Source organism: Iodidimonas nitroreducens, from assembly GCA_000710935.1.
GTDB classification, from domain to species: domain Bacteria; phylum Pseudomonadota; class Alphaproteobacteria; order Sphingomonadales; family Rhodothalassiaceae; genus Iodidimonas; species Iodidimonas nitroreducens.
The window spans coordinates 23,046-41,585 of the sequence record BAYV01000006.1 but is presented as its reverse complement, the minus strand read 5'-3'; the positions used below and the strand labels follow the sequence as shown (position 1 = coordinate 41,585).

Below are 18,540 nucleotides of genomic sequence, written 5' to 3'. Positions count from 1 at the left end.
GTGGGATCAGCCCCATCATTTATGCAGGGCGGTGATGGGATGCTTGGCGGTGGCGGTTTCAATCGGCTCCAGCCAGCCCCAGCGATCTGCGGTCTGGCCATTGAATAAACCGAAAAAGGCATCCTGGATCTGCTTGGTGATCGGGCGTTCGCCGGTCCCCACACTGAAGCGATCAATCGACCGGATGGGGGTGACTTCGGCAGCGGTGCCGGTGAAAAACATCTCGTCGCAGATATACAGCATTTCCCGGGGGATCGGCTGTTCGATCACCTCGAACCCCAGATCTTTGGCTAAAGTGATCACCGTATCGCGGGTGATGCCTGCCAAAATCGAGGCCGCGGCCGGGGGGGTGAGGATTTTGCCGCGATGAACGAGAAAGAGATTTTCCCCCGCACCTTCGCTCACCAATCCATCGGTGCCAAGGCCTATGCCTTCGGCAAAGCCACGGGATTTGGCTTCCATGCTGATCAATTGGCTTGATAGATAATTGCCCGCTGCCTTCAGGCCCGTCGGCACGGTATTGGGGGCCATACGCTGCCAGCTTGCGATGCACACATCAATCCCATCAGCCAAACCGTTCTCCCCTAAATAAGCCCCCCAGGGAAAGGCGGCAATGGCCACATCGATGGGGCAATCGGGGCTGACCACACCAATACTGCCATAGCCGCGATAGGCAATGGGGCGAATATAGGCGCTGCCCAGTTCATTGGACGCGAGCACCGTCTTGCAGGCATCGCCGATTTCCTGCCGGGTGAAGGGGATATCGATATGATAAACCCGGCCCGATTGAAACATCCGGGTGATATGATCCCCAACGCGGAAAACGCGCGGTCCGTCAGGAGTTTCATAGCAACGGATCCCCTCGAAAACCGCCGAGCCATAGTGCAGGGCGTGGGTCAGCACATGGGTGGTGGCTTCCTCCCACGGCTTCAGGGTGCCATTCATCCAGATGAAACGGGTCGGAGTCAGGGCCATTTTCAAACTTCCTTATGCGGATAAAGCGCGGGCATCGTCTGCGGGCGCGCTATGGATGGGGTCTGATTGGGTCTCACGCACGAGACGATTAAGGGCATCAAGATAGGCTTTTGCCGAAGCGTGAACAATATCAGTATCCACCCCGGAGCCATGCACAGAGACATCATCATGAGATAATCTGACATCGGCCCAGCCTTGGGCATCGGCCCCGGAACCGATCGAGCGCACGGAAAAATCCGCAAGTGTCGCCTGCATTTTGGTGGCGCGTTTGATGGCCCGGAACGCGGCATCGAGTGGGCCATTGCCGATCGAGGCTTCGCGCACCACCCGGCCATTATCATGCACCAGATGAACGGCAGATGTGTGCATGGCATGATCGCCAGAGCCGGTGGAGACCTGCAGGGATTTCAGATGCCATGGCCCAAGCATCCCCATTTCACGCCCCAGAATAAGCCCTTCGATATCGCTGTTGGTGATAGTTTTCTTGCGATCCGCCAAAGCCTTGAAGGCGGTGAAGGCGGCATCGATCTGCTCGGCACTCAGCTTATGGCCCAGCATTTGGGTGCGTTCGGCAAAGGCATGGCGGCCACTGTGCTTGCCCAGCACAAGCTGGCTTTTGGGAACGCCAATGTCTTCAGGCTTCATGATTTCATAGGTCTCCACATTCTTCAGAATCCCATCTTGATGAATTCCTGATTCATGTGCAAAGGCGTTTTCACCCACAATCGCCTTATTGCGCGGAATGGCATGGCCGGTCAGCCCCGATAACAGGCGCGAAACGCCATAAAGCCGCTTTGTATCCACTCTCGCCTGAGCCTGATAATGATCGGCCCGGGTGCGCAGGGCCATGATGATTTCTTCGGTGGCGCAATTGCCCGCCCGTTCGCCGATCCCGTTCATCGCACATTCCACCTGCCGGGCACCGGCCCGCACGGCGGCAAGGGAATTGGCCACGGCCAAGCCCAGATCATCATGGCAATGGGCCGAGAAAACGACCCGATCCGCGCCTTTTACATGGCTGCGCAAATGGGAAAAAACCCGAAAAATATCCTCCGGCGTGGCATAGCCCACGGTATCGGGAACATTTAGGGTGGTGGCCCCGGCTTCGATCACGGCGGAAAAGATTTCCACCAGAAATTCAGGCTCGGTGCGCAAAGCATCTTCGGCACTGAATTCCACATCATCAACAAAGGATCGTGCCAGCCGCACGGCCTCGACCGCGCGGCGGACAACCGTTTCCTTGTCCATGGCCAGCTTGTGTTTGCGATGAATGGGGCTGGTGGCGATGAAGGTGTGGATGCGCTTTTTCCGGGCCGGAGCAATGGCTTCGGCGGTGGCGCGAATATCCCCTTCAAGGGCGCGCGCAAGGCCGCAGATGGTTGATCCCTCGATTTCCTTGGCAATGCTGTTGACGGCGCGGAAATCACCTTTCGAGGCGGCGGGAAAACCGGCTTCGATGATATCGACACCAAGCTCTGCCAAAGCCCGCGCCAATTGCAGCTTTTGCTCATGATCCATCGAAAAGCCCGGCGCCTGTTCGCCATCGCGCAAGGTGGTATCGAAAATGAGAACTTTGTCCTGCTCGGTCATCTTACCGCTCCTGCCCATTGTGTTTTGGGGCTATCCATCGCGATGCTTACACTGGCCTTATCGTGCTCGGCACAGGAAAGCACGGGAAAAAGCTTGGAGATCTGGTGTCGCAAATGTTCGATGCTGCCCAAAAGCCGAAGAAGCGCACCTTTCGATCCATCCAGAATAATTAACAGTTTGTAGGTCATGATGGTGTCTCCTCATTGATAATCTGGTGCATCATCTGATGCGGCACCAATGGTTAGATATTGGCATCGTGTGATTTGGGGGGGCGATCTTTATATAGGGCATGATCGGGCCGCCCGGATAGCCCCCGCCCGGATGGCCGAACGCACTCTCCACATCCTGTGCCTCAAGAGCATGCATGCGCCATTGCGCACCGGTCAGGCTTTTGCCTTTCCCGCCGGCCTTGTTGGCTCTGCTCTTGATTGGGGATGTGGAGAGGCTGTGCACCATGTGTTTTTTGCTTAGGCGTTATGTTTGGGATTGAGCCACGCCATGCGCGCACGCAGGGCACTGCCGGTTTTCTCAATCGGGTGATCGAGATCTTTTTGCAGGCTGGCCTTATAGCGCGGCAAACCGGCCTGATTTTCCAAAATCCAATCCCGGGCAAAGGTGCCGTTTTCAATATCGGTGAGCACCGCCTTCATCCGCGCCTTGGTGGTTTCATCCACCACTCGTGGGCCAGAAACGAAATCGCCATATTTGGCGGTTTCAGAAATGAAGCTGAGCATTTTGGCAAGGCCGCCTTCCTGCATCAGATCAACGATCAGCTTCAGTTCGTGGAGACATTCAAAATAAGCGACTTCGGGCTGATAACCGGCTTCGGTGAGGGTTTCAAAGCCTTTCAAAACCAGTTCGCTCATGCCGCCACAGAGCACCGCCTGTTCGCCGAAAAGATCGGTGATGGTTTCTTCGGGGAAGGTGGTTTCCAAAACGCCGGCATGGGTGCCGCCCAAGCCATGGGCATAGGCCAAAGCTCGGGCCTTGGCCGATCCGCTGGCATCCTGATGCACCGCCAAAAGGCAGGGCACGCCCCGGCCGATTTCATATTCGCGGCGCACCAGATCACCGGGGGCCTTGGGGGCGATCATCACCACATCGATGCCTTCGGGCGGGGTGATGCGGCCATAATGCACGGAAAAACCATGGGCAAACAGCAGGGTATTGCCCGGCTCCAAAGCGGGGGCGATGGTTTCACGATAGAGCGCTTCCTGCGCCATATCGGGCACTAGGATGGCGATCAGATCACCGGCTTTGGCGGCGGCGGCGGGCTCGGCCACATCATGACCATCCTGGCGCGCGGCCTGCCAGCCCTTGCCCCCTTCGCGAACGCCGACGACGACCTTGTGACCGCTGTCTTTCAGATTGCAGGCATGGGCACGGCCCTGGCTGCCATAGCCGATGATAGCAATCGTTTTGCCCTTGAGGGCGGCCTGATCGACATCGGAATTATTATAAAGTTTCATGAACGCGTATCCTCTGTTGCTTGTTTTTGCATGGGTGAGTAGGGAAAAGCGGTAACGGCACCTTCGGACGCCGAAGACACCAGTTTTGCATATTTGGCATAAGCGCCGGTGAGGGCAGCGGGTTGGGGCGGGGTCCATTCCGCCTTGCGGGCGGCGAGATCGGCCTCCACATCGATTGTTCGGGCGCTGACATCAAGGGTGATGCGATCGCCATCGCGGATGAGGGCAATGGGGCCGCCCACTGCGGCTTCCGGCGCGATATGGCCCACCATGAACCCATGGGTGGCGCCTGAAAAGCGACCATCAGTGATCAGCGCCACATCATTGCCAAGCCCCTGGCCCTGAATAGCGGCGGTGACCGCCAGCATTTCCCGCATCCCGGGGCCGCCCTTGGGGCCTTCATTGCGGATCACGATCACATCGCCTGCCTTGATCGCCCCATCCTGCACAGCCTTAAAGGCGGCTTCTTCGCCATCATAAACCCGAGCCGGGCCGCTGAAACGATCCCCATCATGGCCCGCAAGCTTGACGATTGCCCCTTCGGGCGCAAGGGAGCCGCGCAAAATCGCAAAGCCGCCGCGTGGTTTAAATGGATCATCCACCGTGCGAACAACCGCCTGACCCGGTGTTTCCTCGGCCGCTTCAAGCTCATCGAACAGGCTTTTACCGCTCACCGTGGGGCCATCGTGCAAAAGTCCGGCTTCCATCAAACGGCGGGCAACCAAAGCCGTGCCGCCCGCTTCGCTCATTTCCACGGCGGTATAGCGCCCGCCCGGCTTCAGATCGGTGATCACCGGGGTGCGGGCCGAAATTTTATCAAATTCATCGATATCGATTTGCAACCCCGCTTCCCGGGCAATGGCCAGCAAATGCAGCACCAGATTGGTGGACCCCGCCGTGCCTGCGCCGATGGTGGCGGCATTGGCGATGCTTTCAAGGGTGATGAGATCGCGCGGGCGCACATCTTTTTCGAGCAGTTCCATCAACAGCCGACCGCACAGGGCGGCGGTTTCGGGCTTGGCCGGATCGGTGGCTGTCACATCATTCGCCCCCATGGGGGAAAGACCCAGCATAGTCAGGACCATAGCCATGGTATTGGCCGTGAATTGGCCGCCACAGGCCCCGGCCCCGGGGCAGGCCACACGCTCGATGGCATCGAGCTCTTCGGCCTCGATTTTACCCGCAGCGCGCGCCCCCACGGCCTCGAACACCTCTTGAACTGTGATGAACTTCCCCTTATGAAACCCCGGACGGATCGAACCGCCATATAAGATGATGCCCGGTAAATTCATGCGCGCCAGCGCCATCGCCGCTGCGGGGATGGTTTTATCGCATCCCACGAGAACCGCCACCGCATCCAGACAATGTCCGCGCACGGCAAGCTCAATGGAGTCAGCGATCACTTCGCGAGAAATCAAAGATGCCCGCATCCCCGCCGTGCCCATGGCGATCCCATCGGTGACGGCAATGGTATTGAATTCCACCGGCGTTCCGCCTGCTGCCCGAATGCCATCCTTCATCGGTTCGGCAAGGGTACGCAAATGCAGATTGCAGGGCGAAACATCGGTCCAGGTGCTGACAACCCCGATCATCGGTTTTGCCAAAGCATCATCATCCATGCCGGTGGCACGCAGCATGGCGCGGGCCGGGGCCTGGGATTTGATCGCGTCGCTTGGTCGGTTCTTATTGGTCATTTTCTGTCCTTGGCCAAAGAAAAGCCCCGCTGCGGTGGGCAAAGCGGGGCTGGTGTTCCTTGTCTGATCCGTTGTTTTCAGGAAGGCAGCCCCATCGCGCCGCTGATAAGCAGCACGATCACAATCCCCACAAGAAGGGTTTGACCATGGGCAAAAGCTCCCGCCAACTGATGAGAGGGAAAAATTTGAACATGGGCGTTCGAGCGCGGTGTGTGCGTTGCAAAATTCATGGGTGCAGGATATGCATGTTTCTGTCGCTGTCAACACAGATATGAGAGAAAAATTACCAATGCGCACGATATTTAGCAATATGAAGACGATAAATTGAGGAAATCTGTTGATGCAGCAGGGAAATGAAACGGCCGATCCAGCGAACCCATCCCGGATGCTTTTAGAAGCCCATCGGGTGGTCATTAAGGTCGGCTCGGCGCTTCTGGTGGAAAATGGCCGCCTGAGAAGGCGCTGGCTGGATGCTTTGGCGGCGGATATCGGGGCCATGCGGACGCGGGGGCAGCAGGTGGTGCTGGTGACCTCGGGGGCCGTGGGAATCGGCCGTTCAGCGCTCGCGGGTGGGGTGCAAAATCTGGCGGATCGTCAGGCCGCAGCGGCAATTGGCCAGATCCGCTTGTTTGATGCCTATCGCCGCAGCTTGGCCCGCCATGGGGCGGTGGGGGCGCAGATGCTGCTCACCCCGGGGGATACCGAAGATCGCCTGCGCCATTTAAATGCCCGCTCGACCATGGAAGCCCTGCTGTCGCGCGCGATTGTCCCCATCGTTAATGAAAATGATACGGTGGCTTTCGATAAGCATAAATTTGGCGATAATGATCGGCTGGCCGCGCGGGTGGGGCAATTGATCAGTGCTGATCTGGTGGTGCTGTTATCGGATGTGGATGGACTTTATGATGCCGATCCCCGCTCGGTGCCCGGGGCGAGGCATATTCCGGTGGTGCGGGCTATCACCCCTGAAATCAAGGCAAAAGCGGGGGATGCCGGAACCAGCCTTGGCACCGGCGGCATGGCGGCAAAAATTGCGGCAGCGGCCCTGGCTTTGGGAGCGGGATCGCATATGGCCATTGCTAATGGGCGCGAAGAGGGGGCTTTGGGGGCTTTGACGCGGGGGGATGCGCGGGCCACATGGTTCATCCCTTCATCCGAGCCACTGACCGTGAGAAAGCAATGGATTGCCGCCACCGTGGCCCCTTCGGGCACGCTCATCGTGGATCGCGGGGCGATAAAAGCCTTGCATGCAGGCAATAGCCTTCTAAGTGTTGGGGTAACCCGGGTGGAGGGGGAATTTTTCTCTGGTGATCCCGTGCGCGTGCGCAGCATGGCTGGCGAGGATATTGCCATCGGCCTGAGCAATTATGATTCGAACGAGGTGGAGGTGATCGCCGGGCAGCGCACCGAAACCTTCGAGGAATTGCTGGGATATCAGGGACCGGATACCCTCATCCACCGGGATAATCTTGCAATAACCGTTCCGCAAAAAGCGGCAAAGGAGGCCCTGTGACGCATTCGAGCCAATCCACATCCCAACTGCATGACCAGATGATCGCCTTGGGCGATGGGGCAAAGCGCGCCCAGCGTGTGGTTCAGCGCAGCCCCCATGCGATGCGGCAAACCGCGTTGAAGGCGGCAGCAGTGGCCCTTAGGGGCATCTCTGTCGATCTGTTGAAGGCCAATGCCGCTGATGTGGCGCAGGCCCGTGAGATGGGTAAGGATGATGCCTTCATCGATCGGCTGGCTTTGGATGAAGGCCGGATCGAAGGCATGGCCAAAAGCCTTGAGGCGATTGCCGCGCGGCCCGATCCTTTGGGGGCCATCGATCAATCCTGGGCGCGCGAGGATGGGATGCGTTTTGAACGGGCGCGGGTGCCTTTGGGGGTGATTGCGGTGATTTTTGAAAGCCGCCCCAATGTCGCCGCCGATGCTGCGGGCCTGTGCCTGAAGGCGGGCAATGCAACCATCCTGCGCGGCGGCAGCGAAAGCCGCCGATCCGTAGAGATGATCCTGTCGGCCATGCAAAAAGGGCTTGAGCAGGCTGGCCTGCCCATGGAAGCGGTGAATATCGTGCCGACACAGGATCGCGATGCGGTGGGTGAACTGTTTCGCATGACCGAGCATATCGATCTTTTGATCCCCCGGGGCGGGCGATCATTGGTGGCACGGGTGCAGGAAGAAAGCCGGGTGCCGGTATTGGGGCATCTGATGGGGGTCAATCACAGCTATGTTCATGCCTCGGCTGATCTGGAGATGGCAAAAGCGGTGGTGGTGAATGCCAAAATGCGGCGCACCGGGGTGTGTGGGGCCACCGAAACCCTGCTGATTGATGAGGCCGTGGCGGCGAAATATCTGCCTCCTTTGGTCAAGGCTTTGAGCGATGCCCAATGCCGGGTGCGCGGTGATGCGGCCGCAAAGGCCATCTGCCCCGATATCGAGCCTGCCAGTGACGAGGATTGGGATACGGAATGGCTGGATGCAGTGATCAATGTGCGGGTGGTGGATGGCCTTGATGCCGCTTTGGCGCATATCGATCGGCACGGCTCGGGCCATACGGAATGCATCATTGCCTCCGATCAGGCGGCGGCTGATCGCTTCCTGAGCGAAGTGGACGCGGCCATCGTCATGCATAATGCCTCGACCCAATTTGCCGATGGGGGTGAATTTGGCTTTGGTGCCGAAATTGGCATTGCCACCGGGCGGCTTCATGCCCGTGGCCCGGTGGGTGCCGAACATTTGACCAGCTATCATTATCGGGTGCGGGGTTCGGGGCATATCCGCCCTTGATTTCCGCATCAATCTATCTAAAAGGGGCATTTCGGGATATGAATCTGTTAATTTAATCCGCAAATCCGTAACAAACTAAAGGTGGCATGGGGTCATGACGTCCGATTTCTATCGCATCAGGCGCTTGCCGCCTTATGTTTTTGCCGAAGTAAATGCCCTGAAGGCAGCGGCGCGGGCGCGGGGGGATGATGTCATCGATTTTGGGATGGGCAATCCCGATCTGCCCACACCCCGGCATGTGGTGGATAAGCTGACCGAAGCGGTGCGCGATCCCAAAACCCATCGCTATTCCATGAGCCGGGGCATACCCGGCCTTAGAAAAGCGCTGGTGGGCTCTTATGCCCGCCGCTTTGGGGTTGATCTTGATCCCGAGCGCGAAACTATCGTGACCTTGGGATCGAAAGAGGGTTTGGCCAATCTGGCGCAGGCCATCACCGCCCCGGGGGATGTGATTTTATGCCCCAATCCCAGCTATCCCATCCATGCTTTTGGTTTCACCATTGCCGGGGCATCGGTGCGCCATGTGCCGCTTTTGCCCCTTGATCGCTTTGTGGGGGAGCTGGAAAAAGCCTGTCGCCATTCGGTTCCCCGGCCATCGGCGCTGATTTTGAATTTCCCGTCAAATCCCACGGCACAGGTGGTGGGCCTTGATTTCTATGCTGAAATGGTCGATTTCGCGCGGCGGGAAGGGCTTTATATCCTCTCGGATATTGCCTATTCCGAGATTTATTTCGATGGCAATCCGCCGCCATCCATTTTGCAGATTCCCGGTGCCAAAGATGTGGCGGTGGAATTTTCGTCGATGTCGAAAACCTACTCCATGCCCGGCTGGCGGATTGGCTTTGCGGCGGGCAATCCTGGCTTAATCGGGGCTTTATCGCGGGTAAAATCCTATCTCGATTATGGGGCCTTTACCCCCATTCAGGTGGCCGCCACCGCCGCTTTGAATGGCCCGCAGGATTGTGTGGACGAACATCGCGCGATTTATCAGGCGCGGCGCGATGTGCTGGTTTCGCGCTTTGCTCAGGCCGGTTGGGATGTGCCTTCGCCGCCAGCCACCATGTTTGCCTGGGTGCCTGTGCCTGAAGCCTATCGCCATCTGGGGTCGGTGGGATTTTCAAAGCTTTTATTGCAAGAAGCGCAGGTGGCCGTGGCACCGGGCCTGGGCTTTGGTGAATATGGCGATGATCATGTGCGGATTGCGCTGGTGGAAAACGAGCATCGCATCCGGCAGGCGGCGCGCAATCTGAAGCGCTTGTTTGAAAGCGGCAAGGGCCGGATCGATAACGCCTGAAGGCTGCGATCCCATCCGTTTTTTGATGGTCCTATGGTTGATCGGCTGCCTTTGCCGCCTTTTGAAAAGCATCTTCAAACATGGCCGGGGTCAGGCGGCGGGTATTCACATTATAGCGCGAACAGTGATAGCTATCGATCAGGGTCAAACCCGCGATCTGATGCATCGCCCCATGGGCAAAGGGATGGTGGGCCGGCTTTTGGCCAAAAGCCCGCAAAACGCTTTCATGGGCAATGCGCCCCAGCAGAAAAATCGCCTTTAAATGCGGCAGAGCCTTGATCCGGCTGATCAGATAAGGCCGACATTGGGAAATTTCCGCGCCGATCGGCTTGTTTTCCGGGGGCACACAGCGCACGGCATTGGTGACCATCGCCCCCGACAGGCACAGCCCATCTTTTGGATCGGCGCGATAGTCACCCTTGGCAAAGCCGAATTTCAGCATGGTGGGATAAAGCAGATCGCCTGCATAATCGCCGGTAAAAGGGCGCGCCGTGCGGTTGGCTCCCTTCACCCCGGGGGCCAGCCCCACGATCAAAAGCTTTGCCGCCTCATCGCCAAAGCTGGGCACGGCGCCATTGAAAAAATCGGGAAATTTCTGCTGATTAGCCGCTCGATAGGCCACAAGCCGGGGGCACAGATCGCATAATGCCGGCGCTTCGGCGGGGGGATCGGATGGGGTTTTGATGGGATCGTCCTTTTTTACAAAGGCCCCATTTTACTGGGGATCGTCTTCATAATCATCGTCATCTTCATAATACTCGCCATCCTCATCGAAATCATCATTTTCGATGCTTTGGGCCTGCTGCGGATTTTGGCTGCGGGGACGAGCAAAATCATCACGGATTTTTGCCAGATCCACATATTGATCCGCCTGCCTGCGCAATTCATCGGCAATCATTGAAGGCTGGGTGGAATTAGAGGAAATGATCGTCACCCGTACCCCTTTGCGCTGGATGGCTTCGATCAAACGGCGAAAATCACCATCGCCGGAAAACAGCACCACATGATCGAGATTTTCCGACAGGGCCAGCATATCGACGGCGATTTCGATATCCATATTGCCCTTGACCTTGCGCCGCCCCTGATCATCGGTAAATTCCTTGATCGGTTTGGTTACAAGGGTATAGCCATTATAATCGAGCCAGTCGATCAAAGGCCGCAGGGGCGAATAATCCGCATCATCGATCATGGCCGTATAATAGAAAATTCGGATCAAACGACCTTTTTCCGCAAAAAATGTTTTCAGCTTTTTATAATCGATTTCCATATTCAGCGAGCGTGCGGTGGCAAACAGATTGGCACCGTCGATAAATACGCCAATTTTCTCATTCGGATAAAATATCATCTTGAAAGCGTCCGTTTTTTTATGGATGGATCATTGTTGATTTTCAAAAGCTCAGCCCTTGCGCTGCTAGCCATAGGTATTTTTGAAGCTGTTCGCAATAGAAACAAATCAACAAATGGCACAAAATTCATATGATTTATATTGGATTGGGCAGTAATCTCACGACTATAGCGGGTAACCCTGCCAATACAATCATCACTACACTTTCTATACTCCGTGACTTTGGCATCAATGTGGAAAAGAAATCTTCTTTATATGAAAGCGCTCCCATAGGCCCAAAAGATCAGCCCTCCTATATTAATGCAGCAGCCCGGATCCAATGGGTGGATACGCCCCAGGCTCTGATGCATCGCTTGCATGAGGTGGAAAACCATTTTGCCCGCCAGCGCGATGTCAGGTGGCAGGCGCGCACCCTTGATCTCGATCTTTTGGATATGGATGGGATGATATTGCCCGATAGCAAGGCATGGGAGCAGGCATCCACAAGCCATGCCGCCCCTCAAAGCCTGATTTTGCCGCATCCCCATCTTCATGAACGTCGCTTCGTTCTTCAACCCTTGCTAGAAATTGCGCCTGATTGGCAGCATCCGATTTTGGGTTCGGGGCAAAAGCTTTTGCGTGGCTTGGGGGATCAATCTGTGCTGCGCCTATGAAATCTTCTCGCGGCCTTTCGATGATTTCCGGTGTTGGAAAGCGGGAATCCTCTTTATAAGGGGATGAGAGACTGAACCCTTTAGGTGGAGTGCGTCATGGGGATGAAACGACTGGTTCCGGCATCTTTTCTGCTGATTTTTTTGCTGGTTTCCTGCACCACGGCACCGGTGACCGGGCGGCGGCAGTTGATTTTGGTCTCCGAGGAGCAATCCACCGCTTTGGGTGTGGCCTCCTATCAGCAGATCAAGGAACAATTGCCGGTCGTGGCCAACACTCCCGAAGCTCGGATGGTGGAGCGGATCGGGATCGCCATGGCAAAAGTGGTTGAGGGCGCAGAAGGATTTGCCTGGGAATTTACCCTGTTCAAGGATGAAACACCCAATGCCTTTGCCTTGCCTGGCGGCAAGGTGGGGGTGAATACGGGCCTGTTTCAAGTGGCGAAAACCGAAGTTCAGCTGGCTACGGTAATGGGCCATGAAATCGCCCATGTGATGGCCCAACATTCGGCTGAACGCATGAGCCGGGATATGGCTACCCAATTGGGGCTGGCCGTTTTGGGGGCCAGCACCGGCAGCCAGGAAATGGTGGCGATGGTATCGGGGGTGGCGACTTTGGGGGTGGCTTTGCCGTTCAACAGATCGCAGGAATCCGAAGCGGACCGCATCGGTTTGATTTATATGGCGAAAGCCGGATATGATCCCCATGCGGCGGTGGATTTGTGGACCAATTTCGCCGCCTTGGGCGGAGAGCGGCCACCGAAATTTCTTTCAACCCACCCTTTGCCCGAAGATCGAATCGAGCGGATACAGGCCTTGATCCCCGAAGCCATGGCCTATTATCAGCCCTAATGAAATCTGGGAAATCTGCGCTGATCAATCCCTGCTGATCAATCCGATCAGGGTTTATTGCGCCCCCCTTGCAAAAGATTGATCAGATCCCGGCGCAAGGCCGGATCGGCACCCAAAGCCACGCCACCCAGCAATGCGAGCCCCAGCGTGCTTTTGGGGTGGGTTTTCATCGCCGCACTCACGGCTTCGCCCAGAAAAATGCCGGTATCAAGGGCATTTGCCCCTTTGGCGGCGGCATCGCCCGATCCGCTTTCGCTTGATGGTGCGGCCGTTGATGCCCTTTTTGGGTGCGATGAAAGCGTCTTGCGATCATCAGCAGAGGCTTTGACAAGGGCAATGAGGGCGATCACCAGCAGCAAGCCTGCGGTGATCAGCAAAGAAGCCCAGATCGGCACAAAATGGCTCAGCCCCACGATCATGGCCGCGCACAGCAAAATAATCACGACCGCCGACAAAATGGCGGCAATCAGGATGAGCAGCAAACGTCTTGCGGCATCAGCGGCGATATTTTTGAAAAATTCCCCCCCAATCATGATCAGCGCCGATTGAGCAGGGCGCCGATGAGAAAGCCCAGGCCCAAAGCCCCGGCAAGAGCAATCAAGGGATTGTCTTCAATGCTTTTTTCCACCTGCTGCAAATGCGCCGTGCCTTGGGCACGGGCCTGGCGTAATTTGGCAAGGGCGGCTTCCCGGGCTTGGGCACCGCTTTCCCCGGCATCATCGCCAAAGGCGCTTAAAAGCGCGCTGATATCTTCACGCAATTGATGAACATCCCCTTTGATGGCATCAATTTCGGTGGCATAATTTTTCTCGGTTGCCATGGTCAGTCCTCCGTTTAAAGGTGGGTCCGGTCTTCACATTGAAAATCCGGCAAAGCCCTCATGGGCCATATTGAAGGAACGCGGGTCAGCATGGAACGTTCCCAGGCTTTTGCATATTGTATCAGCCTTGGCTTTAACATCTATGATCAACTTCGCAGAAAACAACAGGTGCATCGGGCAAAAGAATTTTCTATAAAACCAGTATCTTGTCATGCAAATGCCGGGGCCGTCCTTGTATCATCATGGATTGGAAACAATGTCATGGCTGCGGCGTCGCATGCACTGAATTCACGGGTCTGCGCTTTTATCGCCCTTAATAACCGGAGGATTGACTATGTTTGAATTGCCAAAACTGCCTTATGAAAAAAATGCGCTGGAGCCTCATATGTCGGCTCAGACACTGGATTTTCATCACGGCAAGCATCATGCAAAATATGTGGATGTGGCGAATGATCTGGTGAAAGGCACAGCGCATGAAGGCCAAAGCCTTGAACAGGTGATGGTGGAAAGCTTCGGCAAGAATGACAAGCTTTTTAATAATGTGGGCCAGATCTATAATCACAATGAATTCTGGAAATGCATGAAGCCCAATGGCGGTGGTGCCGTTCCCGAAGCTTTGAAAGCCAAGCTGGTTGAAGCTTTTGGCTCGGTTGAAGCCTTTGCGGAAGAATTTGTGGCCGCCGGGACCGGACAATTCGGCTCAGGCTGGGTGTGGCTGGTAGTGAAGGATGGGAAGTTGGCGATCATGAAAACCGCCAATGCCGAAAATCCCGTGGTTCATGGGGCAACACCTTTGCTGGTCGCCGATGTGTGGGAACATGCCTATTATCTGGATTACCAAAATCGTCGGCCGGATTTCCTCAAGACCTTCATCGAAAAGCTGGTCAATTGGGATTATGTCAATGAGCGCCTTTCAAAGGCCTGACCCTAAATCCGAACGTTCAAAGAATATTTGAGCCTGTTCGGATATGAATTAGAATGGGTGTGCTTATTTATGGGCGCACCCGTTTTGTTTTAACTTGGTAAATTAAAGTATTATTTTGAAATAATATTCTATTGCGCTTTTTAATTTTGAAGTGAATTTATCATTAACTAAACTGTTCTTCTTTATGACATAATTAACACTATAATTGCTGATCTAAAAAGGAGGACGGGCTATGAAGCACGCCATTCTGGAACAGATAAAGCATGAAATTCCCCATCTGCGCCGCTATGCGCGGTCTTTGACGCGGGATCTGGATCAGGCCGATGATTTGCTGCAGGATTCCTTGGAACGGGCCATCTCGCGGAAGGAATTTTTCCGCGAGGGGTCTAATCTTCGGTCATGGATGTTTACCATCATGCATAATATGCATATCGATCAGTGCCGCAGTCTGCGCCGGCGCGGGGTGCATATCCCCATGGAAGAGTGGGGCGAGGGGATGTCGCATCCGGCTCCCCAGCCATGGATCGTGGAATTGGAAGAATTTGCCCGCAGTTTCGATCGCTTGAGCCAGCCGGAACAATCGGTGGTGATGCTGGTGGGGGTGTGTGGCTATAAATATCATGAAGCCGCCGATCAGCTTGGCCTGGCTGTGGGCACTGTTAAAAGCCGCCTGTTCAGGGCGCGCGATTCTTTGCGCGACATGCAAAAGCCTGTTCCTTTGCATTAAAGGGCTATAATTCAAAGCTGTTGTGTGAAATCCTTTTTTAGCCTTTTGCGGCGAGATTGAGTGCTGGCAGGATCGCGGGATTTGCGTCCGGGGCTTCAAGGGGGTAGGAGAGGCTGTGGATCCAGGGATTCGCCTCTTTCAACACAGGTCAAAGAAACAGCATCGATGCGCCCGGTCGTTTTTTCCATTTTCGCACTGCTTTTATGTGCGGCTATTCTGCAATTGGGAAATGGTCTGCAATTTACCCTGATTCCCATCCGGGCGCAGGCCGAGCAATTTGGCGATATGGCCATCGCCACTTTGGGAACGGGCTATTTTGCGGGTTTTCTGCTGGGGTGCATCATCGGCGCCCCGCTGATCGGTCGTTTGGGTCATGTGCGGGTCTTGACTGCGGTTTTAGCGGCTTTGTGCGCTCTCGCCTTGCTCTATCCCTTGGTGATTGATGAAACCTTCTGGATGCTGGCCCGGATATTAACGGGTACGTCGCTGGCGATTGCCTATATGGCCATTGAAAGCTGGCTTAATGAACGCGCCCCTAATCATATCAGGGGGGCGCTTTTGTCGCTTTATTCCCTTGTGGGAATGGTGATGCTGGCGCTGGGCCAGTTTTTATTGATGGCCTATCCCTTGGGGGGCTATCAGCTTTTTTCATTGGTGGCGATCACCTCGGCTCTGGCGGCTTTGCCCGTGGCCCTCACGCGGGCCCCCCTGCCGGTGCCGGTGCCCCAACCGCGTTTGCGGATGGGATCCTTGCTTGATGTGTCGCGGGTGGCGGTGGTTGGCTCGATCGCTGTGGGGTTTGCCAATAGCTCTTTTTGGGCTTTTGGGCCTATTTTTGCGGCCCGCATGGGCATGGCGGTTGATGATATTTCCCTGTTCATGGCGCTCACCCTTTTGGGCGGGGCTGCTTTGATGTGGCCCATTGGCCATTTATCAGATCGCTATGATCGGCGGATGGTGGCCGGTATTGTCGCTGCGGCGGCCAGCCTCAGCGGTTTGGGTCTGGTCTTTTTTGCCGGAATATCGCCGGTGGCGGTTATGGTTCTGGGCTTTTTGTTCGGGGCTTTTGCGTTCACCATTCAGCCGATCTGTATTGCCCATGCCAATGATCAGGCGCGGCCGGAAAATTTTGTCAGCATTTCTGGCGGGCTTTTGTTTTTATATGGGGCAAGTTCGCTATTCGGGCCTTTGGCGACGGCGGTGCTCATCAAATATTATGGTCCGCTGATGATGTTTGGCTTTACTGCCTTTGTTCATGGACTGGGGGCTTTGGTGATTTTTGTGCTGATTAAAAGCCGCGCCCCCACGCCGGATGCCGAAAAAGAAGATTTCCAACTTACCCCGCGCACCACCATGGCGGCTTTCCAATTGCACGATCCTGTGGATGAAAATGCAGCCGGGGATGCGGGCGATCCGGAAGCAGATTTTGATGGGCATTTGGATGGGGATTTTGACGCGGACGAGCGGCGCTAAAAGCCTTATCTATCCTGTTCAAATGGGGATCACCTGCCTTTTATCGCGAACAAACTGGCCAATGCGCCGTCTTTTATGCTGTGATGCATGATCCGATGATCATGAATGAAGGAGCATGAAGCGCCTATGTGTGGCATTGCAGGCGAGATCAGTTTTCATCATCAAAGGGCTGAGACTGCGGCCGTTGAGCGGATGATCCGGGCGCTGGCCCCGCGCGGGCCCGATGGCCATGGCCTGTTTTCCCAAGGTCGGGTGGCTTTTGGCCATCGTCGGCTGAAAATCATCGATCTGAGCGAGGCCGCCCAACAGCCCATGGTCGATTCTGCGCTGGGGCTGGCGATTGTTTTCAATGGCTGTATCTATAATTACCCCGAATTGCGCGCCGAATTGATCGCCAAGGGCTATCAATTCTTTTCCCATGGCGATACCGAGGTAATCCTGAAGGCCTATCATCATTGGGGGAAGAATTTCGTCACCCGGCTTTATGGCATGTTTGCCTTTTGCATCTGGCACCGGGATGATGGCCGGGTTTTGTTTGGCCGGGATCGTCAGGGGATCAAGCCTTTATATCTGTCATGGCAGCAAACCGATCCCGATGGGGGCGCCGGTATGGGGGGGCGGCGGTTGCGATTTGCCTCCAGCCTGCCTGCTTTATTGGCGGGCGGTGATGTGGATTGCGATATCGATCCCATCGCCCTTGCCCATTATATGAGCTTTCATGCGATTGTGCCGCCACCCCGCACGATTTTGAAGGGGGTGCGGAAATTGCCCCCCGCCACTTTGCTTGAAATCGATGCCGAAGGCCGGGAAACGGAGACTGTTTACTGGTCAGTCCAATTTGGCCCCCATGAGGATGAACGGGCTTATCGCCAAAATGATTGGGAAGACAAACTGATCGAGGTTTTGCGCCAATCAGTGCAGCGCCGCCTTGTTGCCGATGTGCCGGTGGGGGTTTTGCTTTCCGGCGGCCTTGATAGCTCATTGGTGGTGGGGCTTTTGGCGGAAGCCGGTCAATCGGGGCTGGCGACTTTTTCCATCGGCTTTGAAACCGTGGGGAATGAACGGGGGGATGAATTTCAGTATTCCGATCTGATCGCCCGGCATTTTGCCACCGATCATCATCAGCTTTTCATCGATTCCACGCGTGCCTTGCCCGCATTGGGTCGCTGCGTGGCGGCGATGTCGGAACCCATGGTCAGCCATGATGCCATCGGCTTTTACCTGCTGAGCGAAAAGGTCTCGCAGCATGTGAAGGTGGTGCAAAGCGGGCAGGGTGCGGATGAGATTTTTGCCGGTTATCACTGGTATCCGCCGATGATGGAGTCTCGCGATGGGGTGGCGGATTATATGCGGGTGTTTTGTGATCGCGATCATCATGAAATGCAAAAAATACTGGGCCCCGATTATCGCGGTGATGATCATGCCAAAAGCTTTATCGAAGGGCATTTCGCCAAAAGCGGGGCGGATCGGCCCATCGATAAGGCCCTGCGGATCGATACCGAGATCATGCTGGTGGATGATCCGGTGAAAAGGGTGGATAATATGACCATGGCCTGGGGTTTGGAAGCCCGGGTGCCGTTTCTGGATCATGCACTGGTGGAATTGGCGGCGCGCATTCCCGCTGAATTGAAAGTACGGGACGGCGGCAAATATATTCTGAAGGAAGCGGCGCGGAAAATCATTCCCCATGAAGTGATTGATCGGCCAAAGGGTTATTTTCCGGTGCCTGCCCTTAAATATATAGAAGGGCCCTATCATGATCTGGTGCGCGATATTCTCAATGCTCCCCAAGCCCGGGCGCGCGGATTATTTGATCGGGCTAAGGTGGATGAGCTTCTGGCGCATCCGGCGGATCATATCACCCCCTTGCGCGGGTCTAAGCTGTGGCAGGTGGCTTTGCTGGAATATTGGCTGCAACAACAGGGGCTTTGATCGC

Annotated in this window: 19 protein-coding genes; 10 read left to right on the top strand and 9 right to left on the bottom strand. The window is 55.7% G+C overall.

Annotated features, from left to right (window positions below; translation table 11 throughout):
• Nucleotides 1-15 precede the first annotated feature (15 nt).
• The 5 genes from AQ1_RS02105 to ilvD all read right to left on the bottom strand — a co-directional run bounded on the left by AQ1_RS02105 (nucleotide 16) and on the right by ilvD (nucleotide 5,728).
• Nucleotides 16-975 (bottom strand): branched-chain amino acid transaminase, encoded by a 960-nt coding sequence (locus tag AQ1_RS02105; RefSeq protein ID WP_150007165.1) that lies wholly within the window; start codon nucleotides 973-975, stop codon nucleotides 16-18.
• A gap of 12 nt (nucleotides 976-987) precedes the next feature.
• The gene (locus tag AQ1_RS02100) at nucleotides 988-2,565 is read right to left on the bottom strand and encodes a 2-isopropylmalate synthase (RefSeq protein WP_042083604.1); all 1,578 of its coding nucleotides are present in this window, start codon (nucleotides 2,563-2,565) and stop codon (nucleotides 988-990) included.
• The gene (locus AQ1_RS02095) at nucleotides 2,562-2,753 is read right to left on the bottom strand and encodes a hypothetical protein (RefSeq protein WP_042083602.1); all 192 of its coding nucleotides are present in this window, start codon (nucleotides 2,751-2,753) and stop codon (nucleotides 2,562-2,564) included. Before AQ1_RS02095 ends, AQ1_RS02100 begins: the two co-directional genes overlap by 4 nt.
• Before the next feature lie 279 nt (nucleotides 2,754-3,032).
• A complete protein-coding gene (gene ilvC / locus AQ1_RS02085) occupies nucleotides 3,033-4,034 on the bottom strand; it encodes a ketol-acid reductoisomerase (RefSeq protein ID WP_042083598.1) in 1,002 nt (333 codons plus the stop codon).
• Nucleotides 4,031-5,728: a dihydroxy-acid dehydratase gene (ilvD, locus tag AQ1_RS02080; protein WP_042083713.1), complete on the bottom strand. Its 1,698-nt coding sequence runs from the start codon at nucleotides 5,726-5,728 to the stop codon at nucleotides 4,031-4,033. Before ilvD ends, ilvC begins: the two co-directional genes overlap by 4 nt.
• A gap of 340 nt (nucleotides 5,729-6,068) precedes the next feature.
• On the opposite strand from ilvD, the gene proB reads away from it, so the two are divergent.
• The 3 genes from proB (at nucleotide 6,069) to AQ1_RS02065 (ending at nucleotide 9,812) form a co-directional block, all read left to right on the top strand.
• On the top strand, nucleotides 6,069-7,241 hold the full coding sequence (gene proB / locus AQ1_RS02075) for a glutamate 5-kinase (RefSeq protein WP_462686907.1): 1,173 nt from the start codon (nucleotides 6,069-6,071) through the stop codon (nucleotides 7,239-7,241).
• A gap of 38 nt (nucleotides 7,242-7,279) precedes the next feature.
• Complete coding sequence (locus AQ1_RS02070; protein ID WP_042083596.1) at nucleotides 7,280-8,518, top strand: glutamate-5-semialdehyde dehydrogenase; 1,239 nt, start codon at nucleotides 7,280-7,282, stop codon at nucleotides 8,516-8,518.
• A 94-nt stretch (nucleotides 8,519-8,612) separates the two neighbouring features.
• The gene (locus tag AQ1_RS02065; RefSeq protein ID WP_042083593.1) at nucleotides 8,613-9,812 is read left to right on the top strand and encodes an LL-diaminopimelate aminotransferase; all 1,200 of its coding nucleotides are present in this window, start codon (nucleotides 8,613-8,615) and stop codon (nucleotides 9,810-9,812) included.
• A 31-nt stretch (nucleotides 9,813-9,843) separates the two neighbouring features.
• Here the strand turns inward: AQ1_RS02065 and AQ1_RS02060 are convergent, their stop codons facing one another.
• A complete protein-coding gene (locus AQ1_RS02060) occupies nucleotides 9,844-10,434 on the bottom strand; it encodes a uracil-DNA glycosylase (protein ID WP_313981281.1) in 591 nt (196 codons plus the stop codon).
• Between the two features lie 93 nt (nucleotides 10,435-10,527).
• Entirely contained in the window at nucleotides 10,528-11,157 is a 630-nt protein-coding gene (locus AQ1_RS02055) for a LabA-like NYN domain-containing protein (RefSeq protein WP_042083586.1), read from the bottom strand.
• A 131-nt stretch (nucleotides 11,158-11,288) separates the two neighbouring features.
• Between AQ1_RS02055 and folK the strand changes: the two genes are divergently transcribed.
• Entirely contained in the window at nucleotides 11,289-11,810 is a 522-nt protein-coding gene (folK, locus tag AQ1_RS02050) for a 2-amino-4-hydroxy-6-hydroxymethyldihydropteridine diphosphokinase (RefSeq protein WP_042083583.1), read from the top strand.
• Nucleotides 11,811-11,906: 96 nt separating this feature from the next.
• The gene (locus tag AQ1_RS02045; RefSeq protein ID WP_042083582.1) at nucleotides 11,907-12,659 is read left to right on the top strand and encodes a M48 family metallopeptidase; all 753 of its coding nucleotides are present in this window, start codon (nucleotides 11,907-11,909) and stop codon (nucleotides 12,657-12,659) included.
• A 47-nt stretch (nucleotides 12,660-12,706) separates the two neighbouring features.
• Here the strand turns inward: AQ1_RS02045 and AQ1_RS02040 are convergent, their stop codons facing one another.
• Together AQ1_RS02040 and AQ1_RS02035 are read right to left on the bottom strand one after the other, a co-directional pair.
• Entirely contained in the window at nucleotides 12,707-13,192 is a 486-nt protein-coding gene (locus AQ1_RS02040) for a phage holin family protein (protein ID WP_042083580.1), read from the bottom strand.
• A gap of 2 nt (nucleotides 13,193-13,194) precedes the next feature.
• Complete coding sequence (locus tag AQ1_RS02035; protein ID WP_042083577.1) at nucleotides 13,195-13,479, bottom strand: ElaB/YgaM/YqjD family protein; 285 nt, start codon at nucleotides 13,477-13,479, stop codon at nucleotides 13,195-13,197.
• A gap of 90 nt (nucleotides 13,480-13,569) precedes the next feature.
• On the opposite strand from AQ1_RS02035, the gene AQ1_RS15040 reads away from it, so the two are divergent.
• From AQ1_RS15040 to AQ1_RS02010, 5 genes are all read left to right on the top strand, one after another.
• Nucleotides 13,570-13,821 carry a hypothetical protein gene (locus tag AQ1_RS15040; RefSeq protein WP_150007166.1) on the top strand — a complete coding sequence of 84 codons (252 nt, stop codon included), beginning with the start codon at nucleotides 13,570-13,572 and terminating at the stop codon, nucleotides 13,819-13,821.
• 43 nt (nucleotides 13,822-13,864) lie between these two features.
• On the top strand, nucleotides 13,865-14,404 hold the full coding sequence (locus AQ1_RS02025) for a superoxide dismutase (protein ID WP_313981292.1): 540 nt from the start codon (nucleotides 13,865-13,867) through the stop codon (nucleotides 14,402-14,404).
• Between the two features lie 232 nt (nucleotides 14,405-14,636).
• The gene (locus AQ1_RS02020; protein ID WP_042083571.1) at nucleotides 14,637-15,131 is read left to right on the top strand and encodes a sigma-70 family RNA polymerase sigma factor; all 495 of its coding nucleotides are present in this window, start codon (nucleotides 14,637-14,639) and stop codon (nucleotides 15,129-15,131) included.
• Between the two features lie 165 nt (nucleotides 15,132-15,296).
• Entirely contained in the window at nucleotides 15,297-16,604 is a 1,308-nt protein-coding gene (locus AQ1_RS02015; RefSeq protein ID WP_052370775.1) for an MFS transporter, read from the top strand.
• A 126-nt stretch (nucleotides 16,605-16,730) separates the two neighbouring features.
• A complete protein-coding gene (locus AQ1_RS02010; protein WP_042083704.1) occupies nucleotides 16,731-18,536 on the top strand; it encodes an N-acetylglutaminylglutamine amidotransferase in 1,806 nt (601 codons plus the stop codon).
• Nucleotides 18,537-18,540 lie beyond the last annotated feature (4 nt).